At 39.0% G+C, this 14682-nt stretch carries 17 protein-coding genes and 1 tRNA gene; 1 reads left to right on the plus strand and 17 read right to left on the minus strand.

Translation table 11 applies throughout. The annotated features are described in order from the left end of the window. Positions 1-120: 120 nt before the first annotated feature. The 12 genes from HXT19_RS03580 to HXT19_RS03635 form a co-directional block, all read right to left on the minus strand. Positions 121-702, minus strand: coding sequence for an adenine phosphoribosyltransferase (locus HXT19_RS03580; protein WP_004113656.1), 582 nt, complete (start codon positions 700-702; stop codon positions 121-123). 18 nt (positions 703-720) lie between these two features. Beyond that, a complete protein-coding gene (gene yajC / locus HXT19_RS03585) occupies positions 721-1137 on the minus strand; it encodes a preprotein translocase subunit YajC (RefSeq protein WP_004113655.1) in 417 nt (138 codons plus the stop codon). Between the two features lie 68 nt (positions 1138-1205). Further along, complete coding sequence (ruvB, locus tag HXT19_RS03590) at positions 1206-2267, minus strand: Holliday junction branch migration DNA helicase RuvB (RefSeq protein ID WP_004113654.1); 1062 nt, start codon at positions 2265-2267, stop codon at positions 1206-1208. Between the two features lie 6 nt (positions 2268-2273). After that, on the minus strand, positions 2274-2912 hold the full coding sequence (gene ruvA / locus HXT19_RS03595) for a Holliday junction branch migration protein RuvA (RefSeq protein WP_004115031.1): 639 nt from the start codon (positions 2910-2912) through the stop codon (positions 2274-2276). Between the two features lie 48 nt (positions 2913-2960). Further along, positions 2961-3542, minus strand: coding sequence for a crossover junction endodeoxyribonuclease RuvC (ruvC, locus tag HXT19_RS03600; protein WP_004113652.1), 582 nt, complete (start codon positions 3540-3542; stop codon positions 2961-2963). Between the two features lie 6 nt (positions 3543-3548). Then, positions 3549-4307, minus strand: a complete 759-nt coding sequence (locus tag HXT19_RS03605; RefSeq protein WP_004113651.1) for a YebC/PmpR family DNA-binding transcriptional regulator — start codon at positions 4305-4307, stop codon at positions 3549-3551. A gap of 65 nt (positions 4308-4372) precedes the next feature. Continuing rightward, entirely contained in the window at positions 4373-5035 is a 663-nt protein-coding gene (locus HXT19_RS03610) for a CDP-alcohol phosphatidyltransferase family protein (RefSeq protein WP_020759735.1), read from the minus strand. Between the two features lie 106 nt (positions 5036-5141). Further along, positions 5142-5212, minus strand: a tRNA-Gln gene (locus HXT19_RS03615). A gap of 76 nt (positions 5213-5288) precedes the next feature. Next, positions 5289-6311 carry a ribose-phosphate diphosphokinase gene (locus HXT19_RS03620; RefSeq protein WP_032833905.1) on the minus strand — a complete coding sequence of 341 codons (1023 nt, stop codon included), beginning with the start codon at positions 6309-6311 and terminating at the stop codon, positions 5289-5291. A gap of 126 nt (positions 6312-6437) precedes the next feature. Then, entirely contained in the window at positions 6438-7274 is an 837-nt protein-coding gene (gene nadD / locus HXT19_RS03625) for a nicotinate-nucleotide adenylyltransferase (RefSeq protein WP_004117782.1), read from the minus strand. Positions 7275-7323: 49 nt separating this feature from the next. Next, positions 7324-7899, minus strand: coding sequence for a hypothetical protein (locus HXT19_RS03630; RefSeq protein WP_020760379.1), 576 nt, complete (start codon positions 7897-7899; stop codon positions 7324-7326). Between the two features lie 49 nt (positions 7900-7948). Beyond that, positions 7949-9307, minus strand: coding sequence for a glutamate-5-semialdehyde dehydrogenase (locus tag HXT19_RS03635; RefSeq protein ID WP_116437763.1), 1359 nt, complete (start codon positions 9305-9307; stop codon positions 7949-7951). A 72-nt stretch (positions 9308-9379) separates the two neighbouring features. Between HXT19_RS03635 and thrC the strand changes: the two genes are divergently transcribed. Beyond that, complete coding sequence (gene thrC, locus HXT19_RS03640) at positions 9380-10897, plus strand: threonine synthase (RefSeq protein WP_174142850.1); 1518 nt, start codon at positions 9380-9382, stop codon at positions 10895-10897. 10 nt (positions 10898-10907) lie between these two features. Here thrC and HXT19_RS03645 read toward each other — a convergent pair whose 3' ends face one another. The 5 genes from HXT19_RS03645 to pgsA all read right to left on the minus strand — a co-directional run bounded on the left by HXT19_RS03645 (position 10908) and on the right by pgsA (position 14645). Beyond that, positions 10908-11633, minus strand: a complete 726-nt coding sequence (locus HXT19_RS03645) for a regulatory protein RecX (RefSeq protein ID WP_004115019.1) — start codon at positions 11631-11633, stop codon at positions 10908-10910. An 86-nt stretch (positions 11634-11719) separates the two neighbouring features. After that, a complete protein-coding gene (gene recA / locus HXT19_RS03650) occupies positions 11720-12874 on the minus strand; it encodes a recombinase RecA (RefSeq protein ID WP_004113623.1) in 1155 nt (384 codons plus the stop codon). Positions 12875-13086: 212 nt separating this feature from the next. Further along, a complete protein-coding gene (locus HXT19_RS03655; RefSeq protein WP_004113620.1) occupies positions 13087-13320 on the minus strand; it encodes a DUF3046 domain-containing protein in 234 nt (77 codons plus the stop codon). Continuing rightward, positions 13307-14023, minus strand: coding sequence for a CinA family protein (locus tag HXT19_RS03660; protein ID WP_009994272.1), 717 nt, complete (start codon positions 14021-14023; stop codon positions 13307-13309). Before HXT19_RS03660 ends, HXT19_RS03655 begins: the two co-directional genes overlap by 14 nt. 7 nt (positions 14024-14030) lie before the next feature. Then, entirely contained in the window at positions 14031-14645 is a 615-nt protein-coding gene (gene pgsA, locus HXT19_RS03665; protein ID WP_004113615.1) for a CDP-diacylglycerol--glycerol-3-phosphate 3-phosphatidyltransferase, read from the minus strand. Between the last annotated feature and the right edge of the window lie 37 nt (positions 14646-14682).

The following is a 14682-nucleotide window of genomic DNA, read 5'->3' on the forward strand; positions in this document are numbered from 1 at the left end:
CTTATTAGCCGCTTGAAGTTAAATCTAAGTTGTTCGATTTTTTATGATTACAACTAAAAACAATATATGAATAAATGTAGCTGCCCAAGTACAACACAAGCTACTACTCATACACCACTTTTATGCAGGCATCGTCATTAAACTAGAGCATTTATAAGATTGCAACTCATTCATTCCGCTAATTCCTGTTAACTCCATTACAAAGCAGAATCCAGCAACAGTGCCCTGCGACCTTTCAACAAGTCGCGCAGCAGCTTTTGCAGTTCCTCCTGTAGCAATTAAATCGTCAACAATAAGAACACGCTGACCAGGCTTTATAAGATCTTTCTCAATCTCTATCTTAGCTTCCCCATATTCGAGAGAATATGACTCGCTTATGACTTCGGGAGGCAATTTACCTGCTTTTCTTACGGCAACAAAACCTTTATTGAGTCGAGCAGCCAAAGCTGGACCAAACAAAAATCCACGAGCCTCAAGTCCAGCAACTAAATCAAATGAATCTTGAGAAACTGGCAACGAATCTACTAATGAATCAATAAGAATTCGCATACCACGATTATCAGCAAAAACAGGAAGAAAATCGCGGAAAACAATCTTTGGATTTGGAAACCCTGGAATTGTTCTAATAAGAGATGCTAAATATTTAACATCCTCATCACTAACATTCTTCAAAGATTTTACTGTAATATCAGTTGTTGTCATAATCTTATTGTTCTTATCTCAGTTTTCTTTGACTTCACCAGTTTCGCTGGATTCTTGAATCTGCTCAGTTTCGCTCGATTCTTGAGATTCATCTTTATCAGATGCATCAACATCTTCCGAGTTATCAGCTTCATCGTCTTTGTCATAGCTGTTGAAATCTACACGAACATAAACTCTATTCACAGCTCTGAAAGACACTCGAAGTAAACTACCTTCTGAATCTAGAACAATCTCTTCGTGATCAGAATCAACTACGACGACCTTACCGATAATTCCACCAATTGTTATAACTTCAACGCCTGGTTTCAAAGAATCATGGAAGGACTTCAACTCATTTTGACGCTTTTTCATATTACGAGATTGGAACCACATGATACCAACCATGGCAATCACGAGTACAATAAGCATGCCATACTGGCTAACAAATTGGGGCACAATAAACTCCTTATGTATCCAACCCTGAGACGGACAAAACACCGCCCAAAACACTTATTTTATGTTATCTATCTGACATTATCAGGCGCTTTAAGACCTAAGTGTTGCCAAGCTTTTTCAGTGGCAACACGACCTTTAGGAGTCCTAATAAGAAACCCTTCACGCACTAAATACGGCTCACAAACGGTTTCTACAGTTTCTGCCTCTTCTCCAACCATTGCAGCCAAATTATTAAGCCCAACTGGACCACCATTAAATTGATTCACAATAGCTTTCAAAACCGCAATATCTAGACGGTCAAGACCTTGAGTATCAATCTGATACAACGATAAGGCTTCTATTACAGACTCGCGATTTACATCTTTAAGATTATGCACAACTGCCCAATCACGTACGCGTCTTAACAGTCGATTTGCGATTCTAGGAGTTCCTCTGGAACGAATAGCAAGTTCTTTAGCTGCTTGATCAACAAGATGAACACCAAGAAGAACAGATGAACGTTCAATCAGTTTTTCCAACTCATCGTGAGGATAAAAATCCAAGTGAGCCGTAAAACCAAAACGTGCTCTAAGCGGAGAAGGAAGCATACCTTCGCGCGTAGTAGCACCAACCACAGTAAAATGCGGCAATGTAAGAGGTATAGAAGACGCCCCTGGTCCTTTGCCAACCATAACATCAACTCGGAAATCTTCCATAGCTATATAAAGCAACTCTTCTGCAGCTCGAGGCAAACGATGAATCTCATCAATAAACAGTACTTCACCAGTATCAAGAGAACTCAAAATTGATGCTAAATCACCAGCATGTTGAATAGCAGGACCAGACGTAACTCTAATAGATACGCCTAACTCATTAGCAACAATCATTGCTAATGTTGTTTTTCCAAGCCCAGGAGGACCTGCAAGCAACATGTGATCTGGAGGAACATCACGCAATCTTGCAGCATCCAAAAAAAGTTGTAACTGCGCCTTTAAAAGAGGCTGTCCAATAAATCCATCTAGAGCATGAGGTCTTAATTCTTCATCGCTAATCTGTTCATTTCCTATAGGAGATGATGAAACAATTCTTAATGAATCTTCGGATACGCCAGTATTTAAAGCTTGTACGTCGATTCCTTCATCCAAACTCATGAATCATCACCTGCCTCTATCTAACGCTGCCAATGCCATACGCAAAACATTAGGCATATCTGAATCACTGATTGGCAGAGCAATTTTTTCACTATTACACACGTTTTCAACCGCTCTTTGAGCATCTGACTGCTTCCACCCTAAAGACATAAGTCCATCGACAACCTTGCTGATGCCAGATTCATCAAATTCCTTTTTATAAGATTTTGAATCTTTAGAAGTATCATCTTCATTTAATTGAGATACGTCAATAGAACCTTTAAGTTCAAGAACAATTTTTTGAGCACCCTTTTTACCTAATCCTGGAGCAGAAGACAATGCGGTGATATCGCCATCTGCAATAGCCTGCAATAAACGATTCACATTTAAAGTGGAAAGTAAAGAAAGAGCAACTTTAGGACCAACACCACTAACTTTCTGCTGAATTTGAAGAAAAATACGCTTGGCAGGCATACTTGTAAAACCATACAAAGTAACAGCATCTTGACTTACTTGTAAAGACGTATAAACCTTAACATCTTGACCTTCATGCAGCGCAGCCAAATCAGACGATGGCATATAAACTTCATAGCCAACACCACTAACACAGATAAGCGCACATCGAGAATCAACTGATTCAATAACGCCGCTAAGCATACCAATCATCAGCGCTCACCTTTCTAGATAAATAGAACATCTGTTCTATAAAACATACTACATGTCACGTCCGACAGAAGAATGTCTGCTAGCAGAACGCAAAGAAGCAGCCCACTTTCGTTGAGCCTCAGTTAAATGTTGCTCTCGCTCTCCTCCTTGCAAAGCCCCTGCTGGGCGAAGCGCGTGACAAATCGCTTGAGCCAAGGCATCAGCTGCATCTGCAGGAGTCGGTAAAACATTAAGATTTAAAAGACGCGCAACCATGCGCTCTACCTGAGTTTTATCCGCCTTTCCATTTCCAGCAACAGCGAGTTTAACCTCTGTAGGAGTATGCAAAGCTACAGGAATACCTCTCTGAGCAGCAGCCAACATTGCAACACCTGCAACTTGAGCAGTACCAAGAACAGTGTTTCGATTTTCTTGAGCAAAAACACGCTCAATCGAAATAGTATCTGGCGAAAACCTTTCGATTTTCTCCACCAGTCCATTGTAAATTTCGAGCAATCTTAAATCTTGAGAAGTCTTAGGATCACTTCTTAATACATCGACGTGAATAAAAGAAAGCCGACGAGAAACGCCGGCTTCAATCACGCCGACCCCGCAGCGAGTAAGCCCGGGATCAACGCCCAAAATCATCATAGGAAACTATTCTGCTTCCTCAAGCTGAGCCATAACCTCATCTGAAGCAGTCCAGTTGCTGTAAATATTCTGAACATCGTCCAAATCGTCGAGATTGTCAATCAAACGAGACACTTTCTGAGCATCTTCAAAGCTCAATTCAACCTCATTGTTTGGATGCATAACGATTTCTGCGGAATCATAGTCGAAACCAGCATCTTGCAAAGCCTTACGAACAGTTACCAAATCGCTAGAATCAGTGTATACGGAATACACATCACCGTCGTCAGCAACATCTTCAGCGCCAGCTTCTGCAGCAATATCAAAAAGCTTGCTATAGTCAACGCCTTCGCTAGGAACCTCAATCAAGCCCTTACGCTCAAAGTTGAAGCTAACAGAACCGCTTGTAGCCAAAGAACCATTGCCCTTTGTAAGAGTGGAGCGAACGTCTGCTGCAGCGCGGTTGCGATTATCAGTAAGGCACTCAATAATCAATCCAACACCTGCTGGAGCATAGCCTTCGTAAACAATCTCTTCGTAGTTTGCGCCGCCTGCTTCTTCACCAGAACCACGCTTAACAGCGCGCTTAATATTATCTGCTGGCATAGAAGCTTTTTTAGCCTTAACGATTGCATCGTACAAAGTTGGGTTACCATCAGGGTCTCCACCACCAAGACGAGCAGCGATTTCAATATTCTTAATAAGCTTGGCGAAAAGCTTGCCGCGCTTAGCGTCAATAGCGGCTTTCTTATGCTTTGTGGTCGCCCACTTGGAATGACCTGACATGATACTCCTAAAAAGTGTACGGTTACGTAAACGTGATGATTTTAATGCTCTTTAGCGACAAATCGTCATACGCTAGTATTTTTAAGCAAATTTTTAACTTCAAAAATCCTCTGTATAACGGTTATGATACCACCAATACAAAGGATAAACATGGCTAAACTAAGCCATAAAAGCCAGCCAGTTAATCCACTTAATCCCATTGAAATCAATATAATAGCCACTCTGTCTGCTCTAGTAATCAAACCTTTTTTAGCTTCCACCCCAACAGACTCACCTCTTGCTCTAGCATATGACGTTACAAAAGCAGCCATAATTGCTATTAGCGAACAAAGCAATCCGCAATATTTTATAAAACCATTAACATATTCTGGCAAATATAAACATATGTTGATATTTTTAGCACGATATAAGCAAATACAAACACACAAAAATAGAGACCAATCAGCGATTCTATCTAAAGTAGAATCCAAAAACGCACCAAATTTCGTTCCACCATTTTGATTAGTTAAAGCAGCGACTGAACCATCCAAAGCATCTGCAAGGACAAAAATCGTAAGCAAAATTGTACCGAATAAAAGACAGCCAGTCATAGAAACAAAAATTGAGGTTACTACAACAGCCAAAGTACCGAAAACAGTAATGTCATTTGCTGTACAGCCAAATTTTACAAGCAGCTTAGCAATAGGCGCAATAACACGCTTGAATCCACCTCTTAAAGATTCCAACATATCTAATAAAACGCCTTCCTAGATTAAACAAGCTACTCATACACACACTATCAACAAACTATGTTAATAAAAAACGCCGCTTAAAATTAAGCGGCGCAATTTCTAGCTCCCTCACCTGGATTCGAACCAAGACAAAGGGTTCCAAAGACCCGTGTGCTGCCATTACACCATGAGGGAACGGCGGAAAAAACCGCCAAGTCACTATTATGCCATAACAATTGACATCGTCAAGTTTGGCGTGGCGAAATAGGATTTATGCAAAGAAGAACCCCTTGCCATGATGCTCTGGATAAGTGTCAAACAGCTTTGCAACAGACCCATCTTCAAACACAGCTTTAATAGCACTTGCCAAAAGTGGGGCAATTGAAAGAACAGTTAACCCATCCCAACGCTTTTCTTCTGGAATTGGAACAGTATCCGTTAACACCACTTCCCTAGCTCCGCAATTCTTTAAACGTTCAACTGCAGGACCAGAAAGCACTCCGTGAGTTGCAACAACCGTAACAGACTTTGCACCAGCGTCCTTAAGAACATTACAAGCGCCTGCAATTGTTCCAGCAGTGTCAATTAAATCATCAACCATAACACAATCACGCCCAGCAACATCACCAACAACACGATTTGCTACAGCCTGATTTGGACGAGTAATATCTCTAGTCTTATGAACAAAAGCCAATGGACCTCCGCCTAAACGTTGCGCCCACTGTTCTGCAACTCGGATTCGACCTGCGTCTGGCGAAACAACGGTAACGTTTCCTAAATCTTCGCTGAAACGATCTCGAACGTAATCAACCAGCACTGGCATAGCAATCAAATGGTCTACAGGACCATCGAAGAATCCTTGCGATTGTGCCGCATGCAAGTCAACGCTCATGATTCGATCTGCGCCTGCTGTTTTAAGCAAATCAAACATCAAGCGGCAAGAAATAGGCTCACGACCGCGATGCTTTTTATCTTGTCTAGAATATCCAAGCAACGGGCACACAGCGGTAATAGAACGAGCAGACGCGCGCTTTAATGCGTCGATCATAATTAACTGTTCCATAATGGACTTGTTAACAGGGTCACTATGACTTTGCAACACAAACACGTCTGTTCCTCGCACAGACTGAGTGTAACGAACATACATCTCGCCATTGGCAAAATCATATGCTGTTGTTTCCAATACTTCTATACCAAGCTGATTTGCAACATCTCGAGCAAGCTTCGGATGCGCGCGACCAGTTACGAGAACAAGGTTTTTATCTGGCTTTCCTTCAAGGACGATGCTCACCATATCTCCAAACGCTAGTTCACTAACAGCCCACAAAAAACGGACTGTGATTAATACTATCTATTTGCGCAGACTATAATCATTAAGCCGTTTCATACACAACAAATCATTGCAAAAGATTCCAAATAATCACAAATCGCGTCTGTATAAACCATGCTTAACAATGTATTGAACAACTCCATCTGGAACCAAATACCATACAGGCTCCCCGTGCTCAGCTCGCTTACGAACATCAGTAGAAGAAATTGCTAGTGCTGGGATTTCCAAAATGTCAACTGGGAAACGATGACTGTGACAATTAATCATATCGTCACAAGAATCCGCTGAATACACATGAGCCTCAATTTGAGTAAACTTTTCTGGACTAGAATACCCAGGACGAGTAACAGCCACAAATCTAGCCAAATTCCACAGTTCTCTAGCATCTTTCCATTGCATAATCTCCGCAATAGCATCCGCGCCTGTAATAAAGAAAAGTTCAGCATCTGGATGCTGAGATCGAATATCGCGAAGCGTATCAATTGTATAAGTAACACCTGGTCTATCAATATCCACTCTGGAAACTGTGAACTTGGGATTAGAAGCAGTTGCAATCACAGTCATCAAATATCGATCTTCTGCGTTAGTAACCTTCTTATCAAGTTTAAAAACAGGCTTTCCTGTAGGAACAAAAATAACTTCGTCTAGATCATAAACCCATGCAACTTCAGAAGCTGCTACCAAGTGGCCGTTGTGAATAGGGTCAAAAGTGCCGCCCATGATCCCTATTCGTTGGCGCTGATGAACATTACCTCTAGCAGATTGACGGTGTTTAACAACACCTACCACAACAGGCGGCGCAGCCTCAGTGCCATTAAAAGACCCTTGGAACAAGTCAGACATTCTGCGCTCTTCAGAAAAATCTTTTACTTCTGACTTAATACTATTTTGGGAATCAACTTTAGAGTTGTTTAGATTATTTTGCATTAATTCATTTCCATATTTTGTTCAAAATACACAAAATCAAGCATCATGATTATTTTGCACCATCAAGCAAATCAGCAGCATCATCTGCCTTAGCTTCACCGATAACGCTAGAGGCAACGTTCGCCTTATCAGGATTAATATTGCCCATTTCCTCATTCCACTCATCTTGAACAACCCGTTTAATCTCCTCAAATGTTGGAAGAGGAAAATCAGGCTGGAAAATACTTCTAATCTTTGCAACAGATTCTGTAATCTTAATAAGAATATCTGCCATATTATCTACTTCACCGCAACGCTCAAGATTACTGAATTGAGATATATTATCTTCCATTTTTCTCAAATTCTTATTAATCTCATCTAAAGCAGCATTATCCTGAGGCTTGAAAACAGTACGATTATCCCTATCTGGCCAACCCATTAATATTGCATCAGCATATTCAAGAGAAGATCTTTGAGATGCAGACGCAATACCATCTTCAATTTGCACTAAAAACACATAGCGAACTATGGATAAACGCTCAGCGGAAATATCTAAAGCATCTAAAACATTGAAATCAGACACACCATATGATTCGCTTTTCGCGTATACAATATCTGATTTAGTTGATTCCTGTGTATTTGGCATACTCATAACCTTACTCTTAATACCTTATTATCTGTCACAATTTATAACATCAAGCTCTTATTTGACCATCTCCATAACCAATCCACTTTGTGGTTGTCATTTCTCTCAAACCCATCGGACCCCTGGCATGTAATTTTTGAGTGGAAATGCCAAGCTCAGCTCCAAAACCAAATTCGCCGCCATCCGTAAATCTTGTTGAAGCATTTACCATAACAACAGCTGAGTCTACAGATGACACAAAATTATTGATTGTTAAATAATCTTCAGCAATAATCGTCTCAGTATGCCCCGTTGAATACTTTGTAATATGATTCGCAGCATCCTCAACATCTTTTACAATCTTTACTCCTATTTGCAAAGACAAATATTCACGATTCCAATCATCATCATTTGCATGTTCTAACTGCAAACCATTGATATTTGAATCGAATAGAATATTGTAGGATTTTTCATCAGCATGAATCAAAACATTATGTTTAGCTAACTCGCTTGCAATTCTTGGCAGAAAATCTTTAGCAATATCTTGATTTACAAGCAATTTTTCTGCAGCATTACAAACTCCAACTCTTTGAGTTTTTGCATTTACAATAATTTGTATCGCTTTTTCAAAATCTGCTGTTTTATCTACGTAAATATGAACATTTCCAGCTCCAGTTTCTATAACTGGAACTGTTGACTCTTTAACAACTGCAGCGATTAGATTTGCACTTCCTCTAGGAACAAGAACATCAATATGACCATGAGCATGCATCATTGACGTTGCTCCACTTCTTCCAAGATCATCAACAGATTCTATAAGATTTCCACTTACACCAAAATCTTTTAATACTTGCTTGATTACAGAAATTGTCGCATGGTTCGTGCGCTCAGCTGCACTACCGCCTCTTAAAATTACAGCATTTGAAGATTTTATGCACAAAGATGCAACGTCAACAGTCACATTTGGTCTAGCTTCGTAAATAATTCCCATTACGCCTATTGGCACTCTTACTTGAGAAAGCCTAAGACCATTTTCTAGCGTGTATCCACGAACAACTTCTCCAACAGGATCTTGTAATTGCGCTATTTTTCTAATACTTTTTGCAGATTGGAATATTCTTTCTTCATCAAATTTAAGTCTGTCTAGTTTTCCAGCATCCATACCATTTTTTTGAGCTTTTTCTAAGTCTTGCTTATTTGCTTCTTCAATAAATTCTGCATTATTTTCAATAGAATCAGCAATAGCATTTAGAAGATTATTTTTAAAATTGGTATTAGCTTTAGCAAATTCACGCTGTGCTATTCGCGAAGCATCCGATCTAGAAAAAACAATAGAATCTATAGAGTCCCCATAATCTTTAGACATATTGTTTTGTGCATTACTATGCGTTTCATCTAACTTTGTATCAAGATTAATCATATTGAACATATTAGCAATAGCAGTACTTAGGCTCCACCTCTTCAGGTAACATGTATACCAATTAGCACGAATGGAGGAATCATGGCAGAAAACACTACGAATACAGTTATGTTTCACAGCACTAGGTCAAACTCTAAAACCTATACATCGAAGCAAGCTATTCGTAGAGGAATAGCAGATGATGGTGGCTTGTTTGTTACGGATTGCCTTGGTGAAACTCGTTACGATATTTCTAATCTTTCTGGGAAAACTTATAAACAGATTGCTAAAGACGTTCTTCAAATTCTCCTTCCAGATTTTACGTCTAGCGAGCTTGATGAGTGCGTTGAAAATGCTTATGGAAGTCAGTGGGAAGATAGTGAAATTACTCCTCTAAAGACTCTTGGAAATAATAATGATTTTGTTCTAGAGCTTTTCCACGGTCCTACATGTGCTTTTAAAGATGTTGCTTTGCAGATTTTGCCGCAATTCATTAGTCACACAAAAAATGTATCTGATTCTAATAAAAATGTTATGATTCTTACCGCCACTTCGGGAGATACAGGAAAAGCTGCGCTAGCTGGGTTTGCGGATATTGAAGGCACTTCTATGGTCACTTTTTACCCAGAAGGTAAAGTAAGTAAAATTCAAGAATTGCAAATGACAACTCAAAGTGGAAATAACGTAAAAGTATGCGCTGTTAGAGGAAATTTTGACGATGCGCAAAGCGGCGTTAAACAAATATTTACTAACAATTCAATTAATGAAACGGTTGAAAACAATAATCACGCACTGCTTTCTTCTGCTAATTCGATTAATATTGGAAGACTTATTCCTCAAGTTGTTTACTACTTCTACGCTTATTCTAAGCTTGTTGAACAAGGCGTTATTGAACTTGGTAATGAAGTGGAATTTTGTGTCCCTACTGGCAATTTTGGAAATATTCTTGCTGGATATTACGCGAAAATTCTTGGTCTTCCTGTAAAACACTTAATCGTAGCGAGCAACAGCAACAATGTTTTGTTTGACTTTTTGGTCAGTGGAACATATAACAAGATTCGACCATTTAACCAAACAATTGCACCGTCTATGGATATTCTTGTTTCTTCTAATTTAGAACGCATGCTTTACTACATGTGCGATAAAGATACACGACTGTTGCAAATGCTTATGAATGATTTACAACAATGGGGCGCCTTTGAAATACCAGATAATGTTCTTTCTAAAATTAGGAAACTTTTTGGTTGCGGATGGGCAAACGAGGATCAAATTCGCGATTCCATACAAGAATGCTGGAATAAGCATAATTATGTTATTGATCCACATACTGCTTGCGGATACTTTGTTATGAATCATATTCCTCATGATTCTAATGTTCCGCGTGTTCTTTTGAGCACAGCAAGCCCGTATAAGTTCCCTAGGGTTGTTTGCGAATCTTTAGGCCTAAATATTGAAGGATTAGATGATTTTGCTTGCATGGATTTGTTAGAAAGCAAAACTTCTACAAACGCTCCTAAAATGCTTAGCGAACTTAAAAATAAAACAGCTAGATTCAACGATGTTATTAACATCGAAGATATGCCAGATTATGTTCTTAAGTGCGCTAACGAAATTTACTAAAGATTTTGGTTTAAGACTTAAACAAAGCATAATATACTTCGTTTAGTGTGTTTAAATCATGACCTTTTCTAGCTCCTGCAGAAAAGAATCTACGTCTTTTTACATTATCGTCTAGGCTTTTAAGTTTTAACGATAACTTTCTGCCTAATTCCCATGCAGCTTCTTCAAAAACACCGTCTTCTCTAGCTTCTTGCAATGTTGAACAGACCACAGTGGAAGAAACGCCCTTTTTTTGTAGCTCAAGGCGAGTCGCACGTTCTCCCAACAATCTAGATACACATGAGCGTATAACGGATCTAGCATATTGTTCATCGTCAACCAAATGTAATTCTTCCAAACGAATTATTACGGATTCAACAATATTCTCTTTGTAACCCTTATTTATGAGCCTATTCTTTAAATCATCGGAAGATCTAGCTGAATAATCTAGCATTCGTAAAGCAGATTCTCTACAATCGTCGAAATCAGAGGCTTTTTTGGCATCTACTTTTTTAGCAGCTTTTCTACTATTAAATGAATTATACTTCTTAAAAGCGTAAGAAGAGTTTTCTTCACAATAATCTTCATGATTATTATCTAAGCTATCAAATGACGTATCATAAGCATCACTAACGCCAACTGTTGTTAAATCACAACCATTAACTTCAGATTCTTCTGCTTTTTCACACTCATTTTCTGCAGAATAATAAGAATCAACAGGTTTATGATTGCGAAGAAAACTCTCTACACTAATCATCTTCTATTCTTTTCACTGAATCTCAGCCAATATGATGTGAATCAGCTAAACTCAACTTTGTTTTAATAATTTTATTTAATATAGTTTTATTTGACATCACTGCCTTTTGAAGTGTTTGTTTTACTATCAGCACTTGAAGATGATACTGACTGAGAATTGTCATCTTCATCTTCTACCTCAACGAATTGATCTTCTGGCTTCATTAGCCCAAACGCTACTTTTACTTTATCGCTAATCTCTTCTGTAATAGCAGGATTATCTTTAAGGAATTGGCGAACGTTCTCCCTACCTTGCCCAAGTTGTTCACCTTCGTAAGTGAACCAAGAACCAGATTTTTTAATAACATCGCACTGTACAGCCATATCGATTACAGAACCTTCAGTTGATATTCCTTCTCCGTAAAGAACATCAAACTCTGCTGTTTTAAAAGGCGGAGCCATTTTATTCTTTACAATCTTTACCTTAGTACGATTTCCAACAGCCTCTTCACCATTTTTGATAGTAGAAACTCGTCTAATATCCATTCGAACAGATGAATAGAATTTAAGAGCTTTACCACCAGTAGTTGTTTCTGGATTACCGAAGAATACACCAATTTTTTCACGAAGCTGATTAATAAATATTGCTGTCGTTCCAGCTTGAGACAATGCACCAGTCATTTTTCTTAAAGCTTGGCTCATTAAGCGCGCTTGTAAACCAACATGGCTATCTCCCATATCTCCATCAATTTCCGCTTTTGGAACAAGAGCTGCTACAGAATCAACTACTATAACATCTAAAGCACCAGAACGAATTAGCATGTCGGCAATCTCTAATGCTTGTTCACCATTATCTGGCTGAGAAACAATAAGAGAATCTGTGTCAACACCCAATTTACGCGCATAAACTGGATCTAAAGCATGCTCAGCATCAATAAATGCAGCAATACCACCATTCTTTTGAGCATTAGCAACAATATGCAAAGCTAATGTTGTTTTACCAGAAGATTCAGGACCATAAACTTCCACAATACGCCCACGAGGAACGCCACCAATCCCTAGAGCCATATCTAGAGCTATTGAGCCAGTAGGGATAACCTCCACGTCTTGTAGTGGCTTATCACCCAATCGCATTGCGGAACCTTTACCATATTGTTTTTCAACATTGGCAAGAGCTGTTTCCAACGCTGCTTTTCTACGAGGATCTGCCTTGTCGGCATCAATAAGACGATCCACTGCACCTTTTTTTGCTTGTTGTGCCATATCTGCTACTCCTTTCGCATGCCGATGTATTGATTGACGTTAATACAATACATAATGACTATGCAAGCGTTTTAGAGCAATGTGGTTAAAGGTTTTACTCAATAACACAATAGGCACTTATCACGCTGCAAGAAGCCCAACAATTGACATTATACACCATAAACGAACATTTGTTCGACAAGTGTGTTGACTTGAAATTCCAACGAAAATATCTATTTTGCAGGCATTGGTGGAGCATTATGATCTTTACCCCACCTCTTACTATCAGGAATATTCATGTGATCACATAAAACATTCCAGACAATTCTTGGCTCTACTCCAGCATCAATCGCCTCACGAGCACTCATACCATTAAGTTTTTGCAGCTCCTGATCTTTTGCGATACTCCTGCCAAACTCCCTGCCAAATACCTCTTCAAGAAGCTCCCAGAATTCACGCTCGCGCATCAAAAATCCAATCTTCAAAAATTATGGAATGCAGAATTTTTATTAACGCATAAACGACACCGTTTCGAACTTCTTCACGATTACCAGAAATATCTAATTGAACAGAAATCAACAATCCTAAATCACAAGAATAAAAATCACATTTCTCCAAGGAGAAATTACTAATTTTCCCACACTTACAATCAAAAACGCAATTTTTTATTCTATTAAACTTGCAAAAAATCGCATCAGAGTCAAGCGAATAGCAAGATTTATCTGTAACAGTTGGAACAAAAACACCAATATACGCCAACCCAGCTGGCTTACCAGCATCAGAGCCAGGTCCAGCAACACCAGTAGTTGACAATCCAATAATAGGAAAATCAGGATTGTCAACATCTTTTTGTTGCTCAAAACGCTTATAACACCAACCAGATCCACTGTATAATCTTGCTGCACCAAACGCCATTTGCTTTGCTACTCGCGCATCTACAGCACCACACGATTTTAATAAATCGCAATCCACACCAAGTATCTTAGATTTTTCACGAATATCGTAAGTAACAGCAGATCCAAGAAAAACTCTAGAAGCGCCAGGAATCTTTACAAACGAATCTGAAAGAAGACCCCCAGTCAGAGACTCAGCACATGCGATATGCAAAGAATGTGCATCGCAAAAATCAAGAATCTCACTAGCTAAAACACTAACAGAGTCACTACACATATCTATATCAATGCTTCAAAGCGTCGTTCACATAAAGAATACCAGAGTAAGTAGCAAAACCTATTGCAATTCCAATCAAACCGTAAGCAATGGAGTAATAGCAAATCACCCAAAGTGGAATATCATTTGCGCAGAAAATAGGAACAATAGGAACGAGAAGCATTGCAATACCAATTGACTGAGAAAGTGTCTTAAACTTTCCAGCAGAAGATGCTGCAATCACTTTACCGCCCTTATTTATAACATAGAATCGTAAAATAGTTATGCCAATTTCACGAATAACAAACAAAGCAGTAATCCACCAATATAGTTCTCCAAAAGCTGACGCAATAATAAGCGCGGAAAGCATAAGAAGCTTATCTGCTATAGGATCTAGTAATTTACCAAGCTCAGTTACCTGATTGTATTTTCTAGCCATCCAACCATCTAATTTATCTGTAGAAGCTGCAATTACAAACAAAACAAACACTGACCAACGTATCGCAGTAGAAGTATAACCCCAAGGACCTGCAACCAAATATAAGATTATAAATAGAATGGAAAGAATAATCCTTATGTATGTCACTACATTAGGAGCATAATCCCAACCTTCAAGTAATTTAGACTTACTGTTTTTCAACATCTATAAATACCTCCATAAAGCTACACAAATATGGTAT

This window comes from Gardnerella sp. DNF00038 (genome assembly GCF_049262855.1).
GTDB classification, from domain to species: Bacteria; Actinomycetota; Actinomycetes; order Actinomycetales; family Bifidobacteriaceae; genus Bifidobacterium; species Bifidobacterium vaginale.